The following is a 20,674-nucleotide window of genomic DNA, read 5'->3' as shown; positions in this document are numbered from 1 at the left end:
TATGAAAACATTTATAATATATCCAGATAAGGCACGTGCTTTAGGAAATGTGATGAATAATAATTCTAATGTTTTAGATATGGTTGAAGTTAATTCTAATGTTATACCCTTACTCGATGAGGAACACCCTATAACTCCAGAGGAAGGTAATCAATATTGCCCTCCAATGACAGTGGATTATGATAATTTACAGTTCCCTATTTTCCAGATGAATGTTTTAGGCAGTCTTTATGATACTAGTTTGACTTTAGATGTAAGTGCCAACGCTCTTTATGTGGGTGATGGAGTGACTATTACTGCTACTCTCCGTGATAATAATGGTAACCTATTGGATGGGGCTATTGCTTTCAAGTGTGGAAATGATTGTATTACTAATGGAAACAATACAGGAAATAATGATGTTTATGCAAGCACAACTAATGGGGTAGTCAGTTTCAATTATTCCTTTGATAGCATGGGGGAATATACTATCACGGCCCGTAGTGTCGCAACCAATAGGTATCATTCATCAGAATCTTTTGAGGAGATTTCTGTTTCTAAAAAACCAGTAAACATTTGGATTAATAATGTATCTGATTCTGGGAATGATGGAAGCATAGCTGATGCTGATACTGGATATAACAATGTTGGAGGTTCTGATAGTTATGTTGGAAGCAACACTGAATATAATGATGAGATACAATTCAAAGTCCAATTGGTTAACCATAATGATCAGCCAATAACGGGATTATCCTATTCAATAACATTAGATGACCAATTATTTGACACAGGAACAAGCACGGCTAATGGGGAAATTTATACTATAAGCAATCTGGATTCAGGGGAACATACACTTACTGTTTATTTCCCTGGAAATAATATGTATGCATCCCGCACTGAAACTATTGGAGCATATAATGGTTCACAACTGGAGGTTTACGTTTCATATGAAACCACAGACTTACTTAATGCCGCCTCACAATTGTATACTGGGGTTTTAGAAGTAGATGTTTATTATAAAACAAATCCAGTAGCAGGACTTCCCATAACTGTCATAATCGGAAATATTGACATTAGTGATACAACAAACTCAAGCGGATCAGTAGTTATTTCCGGTTGGCCACTGGGTAAAGGAACCCATTCGGTAGTGGTTAATACCAGTGCAACAAATCAGTTTACAGCAACTACAACCACTACAACAGTCACAGTGCCTTAAAAATATGTGAAAGGGAGGAATAAAATATGATTATTTTAAATTTTGATGTGGTAAAACAGAGAATAATCAAGAAAAATACTGAATACCTTGTAAATCATACATTAAATTTTTTAGAATTCCATTTTTCTTTTGATGAACAGTGGGATTCTTTCTCTCCAAAGTATATTATTTTTAAGCATAATGAAAAAAACTACTTAAATATTTTAACCTATGATGAGGAATTGGAAAAATATACTATAAAAGTTCCGTCAGTTGTTCTGGAAGGTTCAAGCTTCCGTTTCACAATATATGGATTAGTATATGTGGGAGGTTCAGAAGTAAGAATCACAACTCAAGAAGTAACAATCAAATTACATGATAGTGGGTTCACAACAGATATCTCTAATCTCTCTGAAGATGGAGATATAGATATTTTCACCAGGTTATTTGATTCTATAGGCAATAAATATGATGAAATAACTATTGAAGATGATAATATTCTCTGTAAAAGTGATAATATTGTACTGCAAGTTTTACCCTTATCCACTTTTTTAGATGATTATTACAAGAAATCTGAAACAGATTATCTCTTTGATAATAAAGCGGATAAAATTCATAATCATGTAGTTGTTGATGTGACAGATTTTGAAAATAATGTGGATTGCGATTTAGAAATTTTTTTAGATAGTTTAACTGAAAACATCAGAATAATATAAAAAGTTTAAAATAAAGGAGTGTTATAAAATGGTTGATAATACTAAAGTAACTGCATTCGTAAATGCTTTAAAAGATAAGTTTGAAAATAAAGTAGCAAACAAAAAAACAGATATTAGTGGGGATTTCAGCACAGATACTGTAAGTTATCCTACTGTACAAGCAGTTAAAAATTATATTAGTGGTTTGGGATTCCTTACAAGTCACCAAGATATTAGTGGTAAAGAAAACACCAGTAATAAGACTTCCAGTTGGAATAATACAACTAATAATACCCGGTACCCTACTGAAAAGCTTGTTAAAGATTCACTTGATGGGAAAGCAAGCAGTTCTCATTCACATGGGGATATCAGCAATGATGGTAAATTAGGAACTGCTAGTGGAAAACCTTTGATTACAGGTACAAGTGGAAAAATTACGGTTGGTGCATTTGGGTCTAGTAGTGGACAATTTGCAGAAGGTAATCACACTCACAGCAATTATTTAACTGAACATCAAAGCTTAGAAAATTATGTTCAAACCACTGATAGTAGACTATCTGATGCCCGTACTCCTACAAGCCACACACATGGGAATCTTCAAAACAATGGGCAAGTGGGTTCTACTGCACAAGCAAACAAGAATGTAGTAACTGATGCAAATGGTAAAATAACCACTGAGGCAAAACCTACCATACCAACTAAAACATCAGACCTTACTAATGACAGCGGATTCTTAACCAGTCACCAATCATTGGAAAGTAAGACAGTAACCGTTGAGGAGCAGGCCACTGCGGAATCAGGTTTTGCTAAAACATATGTTGTCAAGCAAGGAGGAAGTCAAGTTGGATCTAAAATCAATATTCCAAAGGATTTCCTGGTCAAATCTGGTCAAGTCAAGTCTTGCACCACAGCGGATAATCCTGTTTCTGGTTATGCTGTTGGGGATAAGTATATAGATTTTGTCATTAATGCAAAAGATGGCAATGCTACTGATGAACATATGTACATCCTCGTATCTGATCTTGTAGAGGATACCACTTACACTGCAGATAACAGCACTTTACAATTAAGCAATGGTCAATTCAGTGTAAAAAATGGAGGAATCACTAAAACAAAACTTGCCAGTGCAGTTCAAACATCTTTAGGTTATGCAGATAATTGGAATTCTTCTCCCGCTAAAGGAATTACTTCAGCCGATATTAACAATTGGAATAGTGCAGGCAGTTCAAATTTAACCATTAGTGATATTGACTCTGAGATTGAAGATTATTTGGATGCTATCACTGCTGCATTAACATAATGGAGGTATAATATGTCTTCTGTCAGTGCTTTTATTGATGCTATGGTTAATAAAATCAATGATTGTATAAGTTCACATAATACTGCTGCTTCTGCACACAACACATTATTTGAAGGTAAATCTGATACTGGACACACCCATGATGACAGGTATTATACTGAGGATGAATTGAAATTCACACAAAAACAATCATTGCAAAGCGGGAAAATATTAGTATTCTCGAATGCTTTCCTAGTTCATGTGATATTAACAGGAACATTTAGCAGTTTGACTGCCAATGGTGTAACAACATTAAGCAGTACAACAATAAACACTGCATACAGACCGAAATATTCATCTGCAGTGTGGGGTAATGGTGATGGAAGATTCGGTGCAGTCAGTGTTACAAGTTCAGGCACTATCAAAATAGTGAACAATTCCACAGCCACTTCATTGAATATTCACACAACTGTAACTTATCCATTGGCAAGTGCAATGCCATGATTTGATGGGAAACTATAACATTCACCCCAATGGGTGCAGGAAACTGATACAACACTATCCAAAGTTGGTGCATTAATTAAAGAAAGAAATAATTTTATAGAAAATGAGCTAAAATGTAGAAAAAGTAATAACTTCCATAATGTTCTCAATATAAATGGAGGAGAATCATGTCAACTAGTACAAAAAGACCAAACACTATAAATCAAACTACAGGATCATATGCAAGCGGAAAATATTATCGTTCCTGGTCTAATTTATCTAATCTAAAAACAGAAGCAAGTTTCGCAGACTGCGGTACAGGAACTAGTAATAGCACATTAATCAGTGGAAAAAATGGTACATACCCAAGACCAGCACCTCTAAAACTAACCAATTTTAAATTTAACATACCATCCACTTCAAAAATTACTAAAATCACAGTGTACTATAGGCATTATAAACCTAAAATCAAAGGGGCTTATCCGACATTCAATGCCCCGACAATAGATTTATTGAATGTTACTGCCGATGCTAAAAAGGGCTCTGCAGTACCAACAAGCAGTACAGAGTATAGTGTATCTTGGAGCATTAGTCCTAGTGTATCTAAAGTTAATAGTAGTTCTTTTGGTGTATCTATTAATTACCCAGCTAACACTAGCACTAATCCTGGACAGTTACGTCTTAGAAATGTGCGAATAGTTGTAACTTACACAAATGTGGTGACCAATACAAGTTCTAGCAGTTCAAATTCTGACATACTTGTATTCACTGAGGGCGGAAGTAGCCTAGTTAATATTGGAAGTGATGGTAATGTAATCAGTAATAACACGAATACTATAAGTATTTCTCAAACGGGGGCAAATGTTTCAAAATCTAAAGTATACTTTGGGGAAACAGTGGACATAACATTAACTATCTCTGCTTCTTCTAAGATCACTGCCACCACTTTGATGTTAATAACAATGCCTGATGGGGTCCAGTTCATAGGTAAAAAAAGTGGGAATGGAACAGTTGATGAAGGAATATGGGAGGAGTCTCAAAATTATGAAAATTATTACTGGGTAGCTAATTTCAGTAACAGCAATTCCGTTTCAATCACTTTCACAGTAAAAATCATGAGTATTGGAACAAAAAGTTTTAAATTCCGTGAATCAACAACTAGTAAGCAATCAACTATAAATATAATATCTGAATATCCTCCAACAATACTTTTTTGGGAAAATACTAATAATAACATTGCAACAGTTGAAAATGGGGTAGAAATTACAATTGGTTGTTATGCTCAAATAGAAATGGAAACTAATTTCACAGTAACATTTCCTCCAGAAGTCTTAACGGTTGCTTGGGATGATTCAGATTTTACAGTAACAAGAAATAACAATGTACACACATTAACAAAAACATTAAATCAAGGAGAAAATCACTTCACGGCCACCCTATCTTTTTCGGATGTTGGAAGATATTCCATAACAGCTGCCGGTGATGATAATACAATCACCCACACAATAATAGTTAAGCCTTCCTATCTCACGTTGCCTTACTTCACTAAGATAGTGGCGGATGAACAAATTAGGGACCGTTTAGGTAACAGTAAAGAATACACTTTATCCTCTTTAATGAAACTTGTCATAGACCAAGGTAATGAAGACATTATAGAATCATATGATTATAATTATCGTCTCGGAGTGTTTAACACAAACTTTCCAGAAGTTTCTACTCAAAATTCAATCGATATCATTAATGCAGATTATTGGAGAAATCTTATAGAAGGCAATGCAAACACTGTAACGATAGAAGATAATGCAATCAAAGCCAACTCTGTATGTTGTTTCGGATTAAATAGGGAGTTCATCAATAGTAATTATTATACTCTTTCTTTTGACTTGGACACTACAACAAGTACACGCGTAGGTTTTCTCTTATTCGGCGATCCATCTAGCACACTAGCAAATAAATGCTCATGGTATGGTTTCATAACAGATGTGGAAAATACATTCATTGAATCCTACGATCAAGAAGGGGAACCCACTAAGTTGTATACTGGACCAAAGAATTACTTTAAATATGGAGTAAATAATATTAAAATAATCCGTGACAACAATATGGCATTCATTTATATTAATGATGAATTATTTTACACAGTTAATGGCCTTTCTAATTGTTATAATACTATTGGCTTTCAAAAATGGGGAGGAGGTTCTGTTAAAATCAGTAATTTTAATTTGGATTTTGATATAGATCATATAGACGGTTATCTATTGGAAAATGCGGAATGGTCTGAACCAATAAGTTCTGCTAATAATTGGGAAGACATTCAAGTTAAGTTCTTCTATTCAGACCAATACCCTCTCATTTTCCTCATCACTGGAGAATATATTGAAGCTAATGCAGAAGAAATAACAATTGAATACACTTACCCATGTCTTATAGAGGCAGATTATCGGGAAAATGCTGAACTTCCTGGTGTGTATGAATACCCTATAAAAGAAATTGCTGATTTTGAAAAATCATGTTCTATTGACCTTCAACCAGGACAGGTTACAGATATTGCAAAACTTTATGATATAGATTTAACTAATTTCCTGGAATCAGATGAGGATAATAGAGTCATACAGGGGGTTAGCGTATTGTTTGATGTTCTCACTTGTGACAATCCCGTCAGTATCATGTGTGCCCTTAAAAGCCCGCTCTTCTCTAAAGAAGGGACAAGAAGCATCAACATAGAATCAGTATTCTTAGAGGAAGATATTTTCCAAGGGGTTGTGAACTTAGGGGGCAGTTTTGACCTTTGGGGATTAGATTTTGATGATTTCAAATTATCTTCATTGGAAGATTTGACCATTGATCTTCAATTATTAAACTATTTTGAACAAACTACACATATTGAATTTAATAATTTAAGGATAGTCTTCTATTATGTGGATCTTGAGGAATCAAAGATCTTAGCAAAAGTAAATGGTGTGGACCTCAGATATTATAATGTTTTCATACAAAATGTAACAATTAATCCAGGAACCAACAATGATGTAAAATACTTGGAGGTTGAAGGTACTGACAGTAACCTTGCTTACAGATCCAACATCAAAGGGAAAGAAATTGAATTAGAGATTCGTGTTCCTGGTTGCGATATCGAGGAAACCACAGCCTATGTTGAAAGGTTAAGTAAATTATTAAGCAATAAACGGGATAAGTTTAACAAGCCTATCCTTAACGAGATAGAATTTAGTCATTCCCCTAATCGTGTCTGGCCTTTTATAATTGAAGATTCATTAGACCTTTCTGCGGAATTTACGGAATATGAAGGAAAAATTAAACTTGTTGTTCCTAGTGGTACTGCTTATACCAAAGAGCCTACTGTTACCAATGCTGCAGGAACCAATAGTGGCCTTGCAAAAGTCAATCCAATTGTAAGGATTATAGCTCAAGGGGGCAGTATCATTGTAAAAGAAGTAATATCTAATCAAGAATGGAGATTAACAGATAAAACATTAAAAGTAGGGGACATTATCCGTATTGACTGTGGTGAAAGAAAAGCATACAAAATCGAAGGAGCGGATGATGAATACAGTGAAGAGGAAGGTGAGGATTCCCCAGATATTGATATAACTGATAAAGTTGATTTCAATAGTGATTGGTTCCTTTTGCATGAGGATTATAATTTTGAATGTGAAAACACAGCTATAATACAATCTGTAACATTCAACGAAAGATGGTGATGAAAATGAGTTTTACTATACTTGTACTCAATCCTAACGAAGAGCCATTAGAGTATTTGGATTCAGAGCAATGCGAAATTGAAGAGGTAAGTGAAGAAAAGGAATTAAGAAGATTATCTCTCATATATCCTCTTGGAGACAATATAAACCATACAAGGGAATTGTTTAAGATAGGGAATAAAGTATGGATTCCTGGAGGCAACGGTTTGGAACCTTGCTTGTATATCATTAGCAGTGCAAATAAGTTTGATTTTTGGGAAGACAATAATATAGAATTGGAACTAGAGGAAGTATTGGTTGAATTGAACTATGTGGAACTTTTCCAACAGAGGGAAAATGAAAATGTTACAATTATTAACTCAACTTTCTTACAAGAGGAATTTGGAAAGTATTTCAATATTGATCCAGAGAATATTGAAGATTGCTTAACTAACCGTCTTCAGAAAGTGGCTTTAAATGGTACAATGACTAAATTGGAACTCTTAAGATTAATTGAAGAGGAAACCAGCAATATTTTCATCACAAGATATGAGAAAGACTCTGGGAATGTGATAAAACGTTATCTTGATTTCAAAAAACCTACTAGTGTTGGCAGAGATCTTAATACAGTCATAGACCTTAGTTTTAATGCTGATAATATTGAGTATACTGTTGATGAATCAGATACTTATAAGGCTATGGCTCCAGTTTTAAGCCTCGACAGTGTCAGTAGTGGTGGAGAAAATGAAATGACTAGGTCAGATTTGCAGACCATAATTAATAATTGGAAAAGCTTGTCTATCACTAAAGGTTCATTAGTTCCCATGATTATTGAAAAGGTCAATGTAAAGGCCAGTACTCGTGCAGCTGCAGAAAATATTTTAGGCAGTTTTAATGTTTCATCTAATTACTGGGTTCGTCCACTAAACCCGAATGATAACATAGACACTAGCAACTCTAGTAATTCCACTTGGGAATTTTTAAAAGCTACTGCCTATTGGAATGCACCATTTGAAAAACGCAGCAATGAACTGTTTATACGTGACACTATTGATACTGAAGTTTCATATGATGAGATTCAAAGTCGAAAAGATTTAGATCAAAATGCTCAAATTGTTGTGCCTAAGGTTGGTACATTGGAAACAAGTGAATCGGATAAATACATTATCTATAACCGTTGTGCTATGAAGCTCATTGAAAAAAGGTACAGTGAAATAGAATTGGAGGTTGATGTTAAAGATATTGAACAGATAACAGATGGAAATAGTGGATTTAACTTATATGATAAAGTACAAATTAAGATTCCTGAGTATGAGAAAGCTATTAAAGCCCAAGTTTTAAGTATTACTAAAAACCCTCAACTTCCAGGTGAAACTAAAATAACTTTTGGAAATGCAAATATAGGTACCAAAATCAATCAGGAAGGAACCCTACTCACAGCTTCTGATACCACAGTAAAATATAAGAAGGGGCAATCTGTTAGTGCCACACTTAAAAAATCAGATGGGGCTGCTCTTTCTGGAAAAGACTGCAGTATCCTTGTCCATCGTGATGAGACTAAATTCACTATAAAAGCTTATGATGAATATGTAAAAGTCAATCAGGAAGTTACCACTACTGTGAAAGGGAATACTACTACAATAAAAACTTATGAAACCATTGATGGTAAGAAGTCTCTTGTGAAAACTGTCACTAAAACAGTTAGTGGCAATCAGATTAAAACTGTTACTAAAGAACCAGGAAAATCACCAGTGACAAAGATCACCTCTTCTGAAGGGACAACTGTAACTAAAAATAAGAACGACCGTGATGTAAGTACTACTAAAGCAGGTAAAATTAGTAAATCTACTACTAGTACAAGAGTTGGTGGGGGAAAAACTGATGATCCTTCCAAGGCACCTCTCTTGACAGTGACAGGTAATGCGGGTATAAAAACTAGTGCTTATCCTTACAAGAAGAGTACTCAAAAATATTATACTAAAACTTGGAGGAACTGGTGTCCTTTCTGCCACCGTATAGGGAGTCTTGCAGTCAATACCAAGCATGTGGCGGAGGGGGAATTGACTTGTGTTTGTGATGCAGATTTTGATATTCCAACAGGATTAGATAAAGACCCTCGTAGGCGTAAGGCACTACGGGATGCTAATGGTAAGTACAATACAAAAAATAACATTAAAACTAGTGTGGGGCATGCAAAATATACGGAAAAGGCATCTAATAAAGATACTACAACTACAAGGACTAGTCAGTTTGAAAGAAAAGTGCATCATAAAAAAGAGACCATTACGATTCCAGCTTTCGATAAGGTATATAATCATAAAACAAATAGCAATGGGGTTGTTAGTTTGAAAATTAACTTAAGCAAAGGAAAATATAAGGTCACTTTTAATTATGGTGGCAGCATGGAGTATGGGGCATGCAGCAGCACTATAAATTTAACAGTGAATTAATTATGATATCTAATAAAAAGCAGAAACTTTTCATTTACCTTATCTATCCTAATCAATGTGTGTATTGCTCATTGGATGGATCATGTGAATGTAAGTTGGAAATAAAAGATTGTGTTTGTAAAAATTATATCCCTAAGGGGGAATGAATGTTGTCAAAGTATAAGAAAGATTTGATTATTAAGGAATCAGGGGAGATTAAAAGTTTTATGGAGAGGAATAAGAAGATTCCTAAAACTTGCAATCTTGGTGGAGTGATTTTATCTCCGTATAGTGTATCTTATTTGATGGCTAAGAGTATTCAGGATAAATTCAAGAGTTCTGATTATGGCCTTGTAAATGTGGTAGTATACAATGATAAAATGCTTTCTGACACTATAGATGAGAAGGTTGATAAATCTGATTACATGATGATGGTTAATAATTTCATCAGTTTTTGTAATACGTATCGTCGTGTTCCACGGTACATAACCACTCAGAAGTCCAGGATTAAGGTAAGTTTTGAACTGTTCCTGTATTGCCTTTCTAAAATTATAGTGTTCTATCAAAATAATAAATGTTTGCCTAATTACTGTACTTTTAATAAAGGGTTTAATGCAAATACTAAAAAGGTTACAATACCTACTAAAAAAGTCATCAAGCAATCTACATCAACCAATAAAAATACTAAAACTTTTAACAGTTCACCACACCCAACCAAAAAAGGATGCGGTGGAATGGGACAAGACACAAGCTATTATTGTGGAGTTAGTGCATTGCAAAAATGCCTTTTCAAATTTGGCATAACTGATTTCTCACAAAAGACACTTGCCAGTTGGGCAGGAACCACACAAGCGGGCACAAGTCATCAGGGCCTAGCTACTGCAGTGGCAATGGTAAACAAGAAAAAAGGAACCAATATAAAAATAACCGAAAAGAACTTCTCAGACATTGGATGGGAGGGAGTAGGCAAAATACTAGCCAATCCTAAACAAGACATAATTTTCCACAATTGCTATAGATTAAAATATGGCCATTATGAAGTATGCAATCAAGTTAATCTCACCAATAATGTGGAAAAAGTGTTAAACAGTCTTGGAGACAAATGCACTAACACTTGCTATTGTGGGTATGTGGAAAATCGTACAGCTTCAGAGTTTAAAAAATATATGGCTGCAATAAGTCAAAAAAGCTTAATAATCTTAACCAAAGGGTGATTAATGATGGATAGGGAAAAGGAAGATTTCATAAAACGAGTTAATTTATCTAATCGTCAAAAAGAGATTAACAGGATGTTTGAAGAGGAAGGTTTAACTGATGAGATACTTAAGAAACAGATAGAGCTTAACAAGGAAAGACATAGGCTTGATATTCATGATCCAACTGAAACTGTTTATGTTGATGAAGATGGAAAAGTATTTGTTCAATAATTCTTTATTTTTTTATTTAATTTGCGCGTAAAAAACATATTATGTCTTCTGAAATAAAAAAGATATATTAATGATGAAAACATAATATTAATCACTTAATAAAAAAAGGGGTTTTTATAATGGCAAGTAAAATTAATAACACACCAACATTAACAGGCAGAAGTGCTAAAAGATTTGTCAAACTAATGAATGAACGACCTTCTAAAGAAAAAAGAGATTATTGGAAAAAAGTGGAATCTCAAAAAAAAGTGCCTTTTTAAATTTTTAAATCATGATATAAAAAGAACTTTCTTTCAGGGTCTTTTTCAATTATCTTTTCAAGATTTTTCTTTATTTCTTCATCATCTTTAGTTAGATTTACAAAGTAATGTTTATCTGTATAAAATGTATATGCTCTAGCAAAACTTTCTAATGTGATAAATCTGAAACCCAGCTGTTTTTCTGAAAGTTCCTTAAGATTTTGCATAATTGATTCAAATATTTTCTGTCCTATGTGTTTCCCCATATACTTTTTATCAATAGCGAAACGACCAATTAAAACACAAGGTAATAAATAATTATTATTTACATTTTTTGAAGATAATTTTTCTTTAATAATATTAATTTTATATTTCTCTCTAATTTTTTTAATTTCTATTTGACTAGTCAATAAAGTTACGTAACCTATTAATTCCCCATCACATAAAATTAATTTTGTTAAACTTAATTTTTCATTTTGTTGTTTTAAAGCATCCTCTTTTAAGAATTCATTTAAATCTTCTGAAATAGAATTGAAGTTATCAAGTTCATGTTTTTCATTTAATGTTTCATAATAAAAATTATTTTTTATATATTCTGCATTCATGAGGGATATATTTGTTTATAATCCTATATAATTTTAAATTTTTTTGTAGAAAATCATTTTTTTACATAATTTTATTTTTGTTCGTATGGTGTCTGATTGTTTTGGTTTCTATTTTTATATACTACTTTTTTCATATATATTATTAGTGAATATTTTTTTAGAAGAATTATGTTAAAAGTAAAAGGATTATTTTTGATGTTTATATATAATTAATTACATATTTAATTATGTATTGAAATATTAAAACAATTTATTATTAAAACAAGATTAAAAAAATCTTATTGATTTATATTTATTATTTAACGGTGAATAAAATGAGAATAGGAATTGCAGATACTACATTTGCCCGTTATGATATGGGTGCTGCAGCAATTGATGAATTAAAGAAAAATGCTTCAGACCTAAAGATTATTCGCACTACTGTTCCTGGGGTTAAGAATCTTCCTGTTGCAAGCAAAAAATTAATTGAAGAGGAAGATTGTGAAATTGTAATGGCATTAGGAATGCCAGGACCAATGGAAAAAGACAAGATGTGTGCTCATGAAGCTTCTACTGGCTTGATTCGTGCACAGCTCATGACAAACACACATATTTTAGAGGTATTTGTTCATGAGGATGAAGAGGAAGACCCAAAGGAACTTAAAAAATTGGCTGATAATAGGGCTCGTGAACATGCTCAAAACCTTATTAAAATGATGTTCCATCCTAAACAAATGAGAAAAGAAGCAGGAAAGGGAATGAGAGAAGGTAAAGAGGATGCAGGTCCTTTATAATAATTATTTGAATATAAATAATTTATCAAATGCTTAAAATTTAGAATTATTTAATCTAAATAAAAAATATATCTTTTAAGATTATGTATTTGATGTAAATTTAAATATGAATCCTTTAAGATTATTTTGATTAAATTCAAAATCAAATCTTAAAGATTATATAACTAAGAAGTAAACTCAATTAAAATACTTAAAAAAATTATTAAAACAATTTAAAATTCGATAATATGTCAAACGTAAATTCAGAACTCACTCAAGATGTTTATTTGATTGTGCCTGCCTTTAATGAAGAGAAAACCGTTTCTCAAATTATTGAAGGAATAGCTGAAAAAGGATACAATGTTATTTTAGTCAACGATGGTTCTAAAGACAAAACATTAGATTTGGCTATTGAATCAAAAAGGAAATATCCTGATCAGATATATGTAGTTTCCCATGTAATCAATAGGGGATTAGGTGCTGCATTAAAGACAGGAATGGTTGTTGCACTAAATAAGAATGCTAAATATATTGTTACCTTTGATGCAGATGGACAGCATGAAATTGGAGATATTCCAAAGGTTTGTAGGCCATTGCAAGATGGTCAAGCAGATGTTGTTATTGGTGCAAGACCTTTTGAAGATATGCCAATCAGTAAAAGTTTTGCAAACCTTATTATGAATGCCTTGACTTTCATATTCTATGGAAGAAAGGTTAAGGATTCACAATCAGGTCTTAGAGCATTCACTGCCCATGCTGCAGATGTCATCAATATTGTTTCAAGAGGATATGGTGTTTCATCTGAATTCATTAAGGAGATAAGTGACAAGAACCTTAGATTGTCTGAAGTTACAATCACTACAATCTATACTCCTGAAACACAAAACAAGGGTACTGATGCAATAGTTGGTTTGAGGATTTTAGCTAAGATGGTGTTAGATTTATTTAGAATATAATTGGGAAGTGTTATTATTATAGGTCCTTTTCGTACATATCAAGTTTTATTAATTATTACAACTATACTTGTGATTATATTCTTCTATAGGAGATTATGTGTTAAAAAGATCACTCCTGCCACATTTGTTTTATGGGTTCTTATTTGTTTAATTGTAAATTTCTTTGCATTTGCTCCTAGATTAAGTGACCCTCTTGCAGGATTCTTTGGTTTTGGTAGAGGTTTAGACCTGCTCATTGTTGTAGGATATGCAGTTCTGGTTTATGCAATCTACAGATTATATGTGAAAAATGATGAGTTAAATAGAAACATGACGGAATTGGTCAGAGCTTTAGCTATTAAGGAGGAAATTCAATCAGAAGACTTAAATGAGGATGAATAATTCTCATTTAATTTTATTAATAATATTTTTTAGATTTATCATTGGCAAAACTTTTAATGATAAATCTAAAAAATACTATTTTTCACTTCTTTTTAAATCCTTTTATCAATAAATTTTGAAGTAAGGTTATATCATGAGTGAACAAGCACAATGGGATTCAACAATTTCATTTATTTTTGCAATGATAGGAGTTGCTGTTGGATTAGGAAACATATGGCGATATAGTTATGTGGTCTATACTAACGGTGGAGGATCCTTTTTCATACCTTATCTTTTTGCAATATTCCTTTTGGGAATTCCATTTTTAATTTTGGAATATGGGATAGGCTTCTCTTTTAAGACTTCCTTTACAGAAATCCTGAAAAAGATAAATCCTAAATTTGAATATATTGCTTGGATTTTAGTTTTATTTACTTTTATCGTAACAATCTATTATATGGTTATTTTAGGTTGGGATTTAGTTTATCTCATAAGCAGCTTTACTTTTAATTGGGGAACTGATTTAGGAAATTACTTCATCAGCAATGTAGGTGGCAGTTCCAACATCAGTGATATTGGATTTTTAATAATTCCAACTACTGTAGCTGTTTTAGTTGTATGGTTTATCCTATGGTTTATTTCAAATAAGGATATAGACAAGGGAATTGGAAAGGCATCTAAAATACTTATTCCATTGCTCTTTATTATAATGGCAGTCATAATAGTATATGCATTGACTTTACCTGGAGCCAGCATTGGAATTAATGCTTTGCTTCATCCTAAATGGAATATGCTTTGGGATGTGAATATATGGCTTGCTGCATTTAGCCAAATCATCTTTTCATTAGCTTGCGGTGAAGCTCTTGCATTAACATATGCAAGCTATTTACCTGAAAATTCCAAATTGGTTGACAATGTACTTTTAGTTGTTGCATCAAATTGTATTTTTGAGATTTGTACAGCATTTGGAGTGTTTTTCATTCTTGGATATATGTCCTATACAAGTGGAACTGCCTTGACTGAACTGATTTCAGAAGGAACCGGTTTGATTTTCATTGTATTCCCTACAATCTTTAATATAATGGGTCCTGTTGGCAGAGTTTTAGCTCCATTATTATTTTTGGCAATCCTATTTGCAGGAGTCACTTTAGCCTTTGGACTGTTTGAGCCAATGCTTAGTTCAACCCATGATAAGTTTGGATGGTCAAGAAGAAAAACCACAACTGTATTATGCATAGTGGCTGTTTGATTTCTTTAGTTTTAACAACTGGAATCCGCAGTTATTTAGTTGGAATAATTGATTCATTCGTTAATAAATTCGGTGTATTATTCCTAATACCTATTCAAGCAATCATATTTGGATGGATCTATGGTCTTGATGATATTATTCCAATATTAAATGAGAATTCCTCAATTAAAGTAGGGAAGCTTTGGGTAGTTATTATAAAATATATTGCTCCTGTAATCTTATTCGTCCTTTGGTTTATTGGAATTATTGGATTGTTTAAGGATGCAAGCATGTTTGAATTGGCTATTGATATGATTGTTATGGTCTCTGTATTGGTGGTTTCTTATATTTTTACAAATAAGAAGTCTTCAAATGGATAAATGAGGATTTTTTTATTTTTCTATCAGAATTTTGATAAATAAGATTTGGATGAATATGGATTTTTTTATTTTTTTATCAGAATTTTGATAAATAAAATTTGGATGAATATGGATTTTTTTATTTTTTTATCAGAATTTTGATAAATAAGATTTGGATGAATATGGATTTTTTTTATTTTTCTATCTGTTATTTGATAATCATTGATGGATATGAATTTTTTTATTTTTTTATCAGATATTTAATAAATTATTTATTCTTAAAACTATAAATTTAATTTAATTAACTAGATTTGGAGAATTAAGATGCCTGAATTAAGTTTTAGACAAGCGGAAGAAAAAGATGTTCTTTTAATATTGGATTTTATTAAAAATTAGCTGATTATGAGCATCGTTTGGATGAAGTGATAGCTACAGAGGAAGCATTGAAATATTGGATTTTTGATATGAATCAAGCGGAAGTCATTTTTGCCCTTGAAGATGGAAAGGAAATAGGATTTGCATTTTTCTTCTTAAGTTTTTCCACTTATATTGCCAATGTCAATATGCATCTTGAAGACCTCTTTATTGATCCTGAATATCGTGGAAAAGGATATGGGAAGGCATTGCTTAGGGAACTTGCCAAAATTGTAAAGGAAAGAGGTTATGGAAGATTTGAATGGACTTGCCTTGATTGGAATGAGCCTAGCAAGGAATTTTATAAATCAATAGGTGCAGAAGAAAAGGATTGGGATGTTTTCCATTTTACTGGTAAATCCTTAGATGATTTTATAAATGAATGATTCTATTTTATTTTTTTTTTTTTCTTTTGCATTTTCATGATTTCCATTTTTTAAATTAGTAAAATTGTTGTTTATCCTAATTTTCATTTCAATTATTTTCTTTGATTTTTTTCCTAATTTTAATTTTTTAAAATAGGAAAATTGTTTTTTATCTTTTATTCTTCAAATTTTTCTGATTTTAAAAATATTCAATGTTTTAATCTTTTTTTATTATTTCATTTAATTTATGATTATTTTTTCATATTATTTCTGATTATTTTTTTTAATAATTTTTATTTCATTAAATTTATTTAATAAAGTTTTAATAAGTGTAACAATAAATATATTTTTAAATTAATTTAATTAATTCTTGGGTTATTTTTTTGTTTTTTTTATTAATTAAATTATAATTTTCTTTTATGGGTGATTATAATGAGTGAAAACGATAGCGATATGATTTATGGCTTATGGGATAAACCTCCTGCTTTTGAATTGATTTTATTATCCCTTCAGCGTTTATGTGCGATTTTTGGTGCTACCATTTTAGTACCTATTGTAGTGAATACTACTGTTGGCGAACCAGTGTTCTGTTCCAGTTGCATTGATTGCTTCTGGTGTAGGTACACTCCTTTATGTAATTTGTACAAGAAATAGAAGTCCCGTATATCTTGGAAGTTCATTTGCATTCATTGCTCCTATGATTGCAGGATTTGCTATTGGCGGTAAATCAAGTATTTTTTCAGCTTTAATGGTTGTAGGTTTAGTTTATATGGCAATAGTATTAATCATAAGATTTACTGGTAATGAATGGATCAATAAATTATTGCCTCCTGTAATTGTAGGTCCTATGATTATGGTAATCGGTTTATGTTTAGCTCCAACCGCTATTCAGGAAATCGGTCTTGACCAAGCGGTAATTCCAATGAACAACCTTATTGTAGCTCTTGTAGCATTCTTAACAACTGCTGTAATAGCTATTCGTGGTAGAGGTATGCTAAAGGTTATTCCATTCCTTATAGGTATTATTGTATCCTATATTGTAGCAGCTTGCTTAGGAATGGTTGATTTCTCAGGATTCTTTGCAGCTCACCTATTTGAAATTCCTGATTTCTATATTCCATTCGTTCACTATAACTTTAATCCTGCTGCTCTCTTGACAATTGTTCCTATTGCTCTTGTGACTATGGTAGAGCATGTAGGGGACCATAAGGTGTTAGGTGAAATCATTGGCCGTGACTTGATTTCAGACCCTGGTTTGAACAAAACCCTTTTTGGTGATGGTATTGCTACTTTCTTTGCAGCATTTATTGGTGGTCCTGCAAACACTACCTATGGAGAAAACACTTCTGTAGTAGGTTTAACAAGAGTTGCTTCCATTTATGTTATTGGTTTAACTGCAATCTTTGCAATACTATTTGCATTCTCTGGTCATTTGACTGCTCTCCTTGCAGCTATGCCTAACCCAGTTATTGGGGGTGTAGCTATTCTTCTTTACGGTTTTATAGCAGTTAATGGGGTAAAGCTCTTGATTCAAGAGGAAGTTAACTTCAATAACAATAAGAACATTGTTGTTGCAGCTACCATGTTGGTTTTAGGTTTAGGTGGAGCTACATTATCTGTTGCTCAAGGAGACTTGTCTGTTTCCATTTCAAGTATGGCTCTTGCAGCAATTACTGGTGTAGTACTTAATTTAATCATTCCAGAAAGAAAAGATGATGATGAATACACAGAAATTCATTAATTCTTTTTCTTTTTATTTTTTTATTTTTATTTTTTTATTTTTATTTTTTTATTTTTATTTTTTTATTTTTATTTTTTTTAATGAACAAGTCATAACTAGATTAAGTTTTGAGGTATTTAATCTGTATTATTGGATAAAATAAATCGGATCGGTTTAAATTGAATCTATTTAAATTGTATATATTAATTTTCAATATTAAAATCATGGAGATAAAATATGAATGAATATGTTTTAAATCATCCATTAATAACTCATAAATTATCTATTTTAAGGGATGAAGAGACAAACACTAAAAAATTTAGAGAAGTGGTAACAGAAATAGCTGCTTTATTATGTTATGATGCTACTTGGGATGCTAGACTTGAAGAAGTGGAAATAGAAACTCCTATAGCTAAAATGAAAACTGGTAAGATTCGTGAAGAGAATTATGCTGTTATTCCAATCCTAAGGGCAGGTTTAGGTATGGTGCATGGCATCATAGAGGTTATGCCTAATGCTAAGGTAGGCCATATTGGTCTTTATCGTGATGAAGACTCATATTTGCCTGTTGAATATTACTATAAGGTCCCTGAAAAGATTGAGGATAAGGTGGCAATGATTGTAGATCCTATGCTTGCAACTGGAGGAAGTGTTATAGCAACCATCGATAAACTTAAGGAGGATGGTGTTGAGCATATAAAATTCCTATGCATAGTGGCAGCTCCTGAAGGAATTAATGCTATTGAATCAATGCATCTTGATGTTCAGATTTTCTGTGCAGTAGTGGATGATGGATTGAATGCAAACAAATACATCACTCCAGGTCTTGGTGATGCAGGAGATAGGATATTTGGTACAAAATAAGATTGATCTTCATTTTTTCTTTTTTTTGATTAATCTTTTATTTTGTAGGGAATAAGTTTGATTTTCTTTTTTTCTTTTTTTTTGATTAATCTTTTATTTTGTAGGGAATAAGTTTGATTTTCTTTTTTTTTCTTTTTTTGATTAATCTTTTATTTCTTTTTTTCATTTGAATGAATATGAATTTTAGAATTTTGTTGTTATATTGTATTAATTTGCTTGATTTTATAGTAAACTTTATTATATAATGAAGTTCAAAAATAAATTAAGAAGATATGAAAAATATTCAAAAGATGAAATTTCTATAAAAATTCAATATTTTTTAAGATTTTTCAGAATTCTTTAATTAAACAATTATATTTATAAATATTTTTTTATGGTGAAATTATGAGTGAAGTATATAAAACATTCACATCCGAATCAGTAACCCCAGGACATCCTGATAAAATTGCAGATATTATATCTGATTCAATTTTGGATGCATATATGGAACAGGATCCTCATGCTCATGTTGCATGTGAAACTTGTGTTACAACTGATTTCTGTTTGGTGTTTGGTGAAGTTACATCAACTGCCAACATTACTAGAGCAGATATTGAAAAAATCATTAGAGAGACTATCATTGAAATTGGATATGACAATCCTGACTTGAAATTTGATGGTCACAACTGTGAAGTCGTTAGTTTATTGCATGCTCAATCTCCAGACATTAAGCAAGGAGTGGACCGTGAAGGTGAAGAAAGTGGAGCTGGAGACCAAGGTATGATGTTTGGTTTTGCAACAAATGAAACCGATTCATTAATGCCATTCCCAATTGATTTGGCTCGTAAGCTTACAAATAAATTAACAGAATTAAGAGAGTCTGCTGAAATTCCATATTTAAGACCTGATGGTAAAGCTCAAGTATCTGTAAACTATGATAAGGATGGAAATGTAATTTCCTTAGATGCAATTGTTCTTTCAACCCAACATGATGAGACTATGTCTCAAAATCAGCCACAACTTAAGGAAGATATTCGTGAAAAGCTCTTTAAGGCTGTTATTCCTCAAGAGTTGATGACTGAAAACACCAAAGAACATATCAACCCAACTGGTGTATTTGAAATTGGTGGTCCTCATGGTGATGCAGGTTTAACCGGTCGTAAAATCATTGTAGACACTTATGGTGGATATGCAAGACATGGTGGTGGAGCATTTTCAGGTAAGGACTGCACTAAAGTGGATAGAAGTGCATGTTATATGGCAAGATACATTGCTAAGAATATTGTAGCAAGTGGACTTGCTGAAAAATGTGAAATTCAAGTCTCTTATGCAATTGGTGTTGCAGAGCCAACTTCTGTCATGGTTGATACCTTTGGAACTGGCGTGGAAACCACTAAACCTATGGAAGAGATTGTACGTGAAAACTTTAAGTTAACTCCTGATGGAATCATCGAAACCTTAAACTTAAGATCAACCAAATACAAACAAACTGCTAAATACGGTCACTTTGGTATTGAAGGACTTCCATGGGAAGAAACTGATAAAGTTGACGATTTAAGAAAATATATTGCATAATTATTTTTAAATATATTTTTTATAATTTATTGAGACTTCATTTTTCTGGAGTTTCAACTTTTTTTACTTTTTTTCT

The 20,674-nt window shown here is 32.2% G+C and carries 18 protein-coding genes and 1 pseudogene; 18 read left to right on the top strand and 1 reads right to left on the bottom strand.

The window, feature by feature from the left end:
- The first annotated feature begins 1 nt into the window (after position 1).
- The 9 genes from QZV12_RS06200 to QZV12_RS06160 all read left to right on the top strand — a co-directional run bounded on the left by QZV12_RS06200 (position 2) and on the right by QZV12_RS06160 (position 11,442).
- On the top strand, positions 2 to 1,195 hold the full coding sequence (locus QZV12_RS06200) for an Ig-like domain-containing protein (protein WP_295618875.1): 1,194 nt from the start codon (positions 2 to 4) through the stop codon (positions 1,193 to 1,195).
- 47 nt (positions 1,196 to 1,242) lie between these two features.
- Positions 1,243 to 1,890 (top strand): hypothetical protein, encoded by a 648-nt coding sequence (locus tag QZV12_RS06195; protein WP_295618872.1) that lies wholly within the window; start codon positions 1,243 to 1,245, stop codon positions 1,888 to 1,890.
- 28 nt (positions 1,891 to 1,918) lie between these two features.
- Positions 1,919 to 3,169 carry a hypothetical protein gene (locus QZV12_RS06190; RefSeq protein WP_295618869.1) on the top strand — a complete coding sequence of 417 codons (1,251 nt, stop codon included), beginning with the start codon at positions 1,919 to 1,921 and terminating at the stop codon, positions 3,167 to 3,169.
- 12 nt (positions 3,170 to 3,181) lie between these two features.
- Positions 3,182 to 3,652 carry a hypothetical protein gene (locus QZV12_RS06185; protein ID WP_295618866.1) on the top strand — a complete coding sequence of 157 codons (471 nt, stop codon included), beginning with the start codon at positions 3,182 to 3,184 and terminating at the stop codon, positions 3,650 to 3,652.
- 167 nt (positions 3,653 to 3,819) lie between these two features.
- Positions 3,820 to 7,347: a phage tail domain-containing protein gene (locus QZV12_RS06180; RefSeq protein WP_295618863.1), complete on the top strand. Its 3,528-nt coding sequence runs from the start codon at positions 3,820 to 3,822 to the stop codon at positions 7,345 to 7,347.
- A 5-nt stretch (positions 7,348 to 7,352) separates the two neighbouring features.
- Positions 7,353 to 9,776, top strand: coding sequence for a hypothetical protein (locus tag QZV12_RS06175; protein ID WP_295618860.1), 2,424 nt, complete (start codon positions 7,353 to 7,355; stop codon positions 9,774 to 9,776).
- A gap of 146 nt (positions 9,777 to 9,922) precedes the next feature.
- Positions 9,923 to 10,969: a hypothetical protein gene (locus QZV12_RS06170; protein ID WP_295618857.1), complete on the top strand. Its 1,047-nt coding sequence runs from the start codon at positions 9,923 to 9,925 to the stop codon at positions 10,967 to 10,969.
- Positions 10,970 to 10,975: 6 nt separating this feature from the next.
- On the top strand, positions 10,976 to 11,182 hold the full coding sequence (locus QZV12_RS06165) for a hypothetical protein (protein WP_295618854.1): 207 nt from the start codon (positions 10,976 to 10,978) through the stop codon (positions 11,180 to 11,182).
- A 119-nt stretch (positions 11,183 to 11,301) separates the two neighbouring features.
- Positions 11,302 to 11,442: a hypothetical protein gene (locus QZV12_RS06160; RefSeq protein WP_295618851.1), complete on the top strand. Its 141-nt coding sequence runs from the start codon at positions 11,302 to 11,304 to the stop codon at positions 11,440 to 11,442.
- Here QZV12_RS06160 and QZV12_RS06155 read toward each other — a convergent pair.
- Entirely contained in the window at positions 11,439 to 12,026 is a 588-nt protein-coding gene (locus tag QZV12_RS06155) for an N-acetyltransferase (protein ID WP_295618848.1), read from the bottom strand. The two genes, QZV12_RS06160 and QZV12_RS06155, sit on opposite strands and share 4 nt — an antisense overlap.
- 314 nt (positions 12,027 to 12,340) lie before the next feature.
- On the opposite strand from QZV12_RS06155, the gene ribC reads away from it, so the two are divergent.
- The 9 genes and pseudogenes from ribC to metK all read left to right on the top strand — a co-directional run bounded on the left by ribC (position 12,341) and on the right by metK (position 20,598).
- The gene (ribC, locus tag QZV12_RS06150) at positions 12,341 to 12,799 is read left to right on the top strand and encodes a riboflavin synthase (RefSeq protein WP_295618845.1); all 459 of its coding nucleotides are present in this window, start codon (positions 12,341 to 12,343) and stop codon (positions 12,797 to 12,799) included.
- 227 nt (positions 12,800 to 13,026) lie between these two features.
- Entirely contained in the window at positions 13,027 to 13,734 is a 708-nt protein-coding gene (locus tag QZV12_RS06145; protein ID WP_295618842.1) for a glycosyltransferase family 2 protein, read from the top strand.
- Complete coding sequence (locus QZV12_RS06140) at positions 13,735 to 14,115, top strand: DUF2304 domain-containing protein (RefSeq protein ID WP_295618839.1); 381 nt, start codon at positions 13,735 to 13,737, stop codon at positions 14,113 to 14,115.
- Positions 14,116 to 14,248: 133 nt separating this feature from the next.
- Positions 14,249 to 15,702: pseudogene (locus QZV12_RS06135) on the top strand (sodium-dependent transporter).
- A gap of 401 nt (positions 15,703 to 16,103) precedes the next feature.
- The gene (locus tag QZV12_RS06125; RefSeq protein WP_295618921.1) at positions 16,104 to 16,481 is read left to right on the top strand and encodes a GNAT family N-acetyltransferase; all 378 of its coding nucleotides are present in this window, start codon (positions 16,104 to 16,106) and stop codon (positions 16,479 to 16,481) included.
- 411 nt (positions 16,482 to 16,892) lie between these two features.
- Entirely contained in the window at positions 16,893 to 17,114 is a 222-nt protein-coding gene (locus QZV12_RS06120; protein WP_295618828.1) for a hypothetical protein, read from the top strand.
- Positions 17,032 to 18,201 carry a uracil-xanthine permease family protein gene (locus QZV12_RS06115; protein ID WP_295618825.1) on the top strand — a complete coding sequence of 390 codons (1,170 nt, stop codon included), beginning with the start codon at positions 17,032 to 17,034 and terminating at the stop codon, positions 18,199 to 18,201. Before QZV12_RS06120 ends, QZV12_RS06115 begins: the two co-directional genes overlap by 83 nt.
- A 216-nt stretch (positions 18,202 to 18,417) precedes the next feature.
- Complete coding sequence (gene upp, locus QZV12_RS06110; RefSeq protein WP_295618822.1) at positions 18,418 to 19,044, top strand: uracil phosphoribosyltransferase; 627 nt, start codon at positions 18,418 to 18,420, stop codon at positions 19,042 to 19,044.
- Between the two features lie 384 nt (positions 19,045 to 19,428).
- Positions 19,429 to 20,598 carry a methionine adenosyltransferase gene (metK, locus tag QZV12_RS06105; protein WP_295618819.1) on the top strand — a complete coding sequence of 390 codons (1,170 nt, stop codon included), beginning with the start codon at positions 19,429 to 19,431 and terminating at the stop codon, positions 20,596 to 20,598.
- Positions 20,599 to 20,674: the final 76 nt, after the last annotated feature.

The organism is uncultured Methanobrevibacter sp. (assembly GCF_902769175.1).
Taxonomy (GTDB): Archaea; Methanobacteriota; Methanobacteria; order Methanobacteriales; family Methanobacteriaceae; genus Methanobrevibacter.
The sequence above is the reverse complement of the archived record's forward strand: the minus strand, read 5'-3'. Positions and strand labels throughout refer to the sequence as shown.

Bases quoted from the DNA above. Each gene is read 5' to 3' on its own strand.
- QZV12_RS06200 (WP_295618875.1), top strand. From the start codon at position 2: ATGAAAACATTTATAATATATCCAGATAAGGCACGTGCTTTAGGAAAT.
- QZV12_RS06190 (WP_295618869.1), top strand. From the start codon at position 1,919: ATGGTTGATAATACTAAAGTAACTGCATTCGTAAATGCTTTAAAAGAT.
- QZV12_RS06185 (WP_295618866.1), top strand. From the start codon at position 3,182: ATGTCTTCTGTCAGTGCTTTTATTGATGCTATGGTTAATAAAATCAAT.
- QZV12_RS06180 (WP_295618863.1), top strand. From the start codon at position 3,820: ATGTCAACTAGTACAAAAAGACCAAACACTATAAATCAAACTACAGGA.
- QZV12_RS06175 (WP_295618860.1), top strand. From the start codon at position 7,353: ATGAGTTTTACTATACTTGTACTCAATCCTAACGAAGAGCCATTAGAG.
- QZV12_RS06170 (WP_295618857.1), top strand. From the start codon at position 9,923: ATGTTGTCAAAGTATAAGAAAGATTTGATTATTAAGGAATCAGGGGAG.
- QZV12_RS06165 (WP_295618854.1), top strand. From the start codon at position 10,976: ATGGATAGGGAAAAGGAAGATTTCATAAAACGAGTTAATTTATCTAAT.
- QZV12_RS06160 (WP_295618851.1), top strand. From the start codon at position 11,302: ATGGCAAGTAAAATTAATAACACACCAACATTAACAGGCAGAAGTGCT.
- QZV12_RS06155 (WP_295618848.1), bottom strand. From the start codon at position 12,026: ATGAATGCAGAATATATAAAAAATAATTTTTATTATGAAACATTAAAT.
- ribC (WP_295618845.1), top strand. From the start codon at position 12,341: ATGAGAATAGGAATTGCAGATACTACATTTGCCCGTTATGATATGGGT.
- QZV12_RS06145 (WP_295618842.1), top strand. From the start codon at position 13,027: ATGTCAAACGTAAATTCAGAACTCACTCAAGATGTTTATTTGATTGTG.
- QZV12_RS06120 (WP_295618828.1), top strand. From the start codon at position 16,893: ATGAGTGAAAACGATAGCGATATGATTTATGGCTTATGGGATAAACCT.
- upp (WP_295618822.1), top strand. From the start codon at position 18,418: ATGAATGAATATGTTTTAAATCATCCATTAATAACTCATAAATTATCT.
- metK (WP_295618819.1), top strand. From the start codon at position 19,429: ATGAGTGAAGTATATAAAACATTCACATCCGAATCAGTAACCCCAGGA.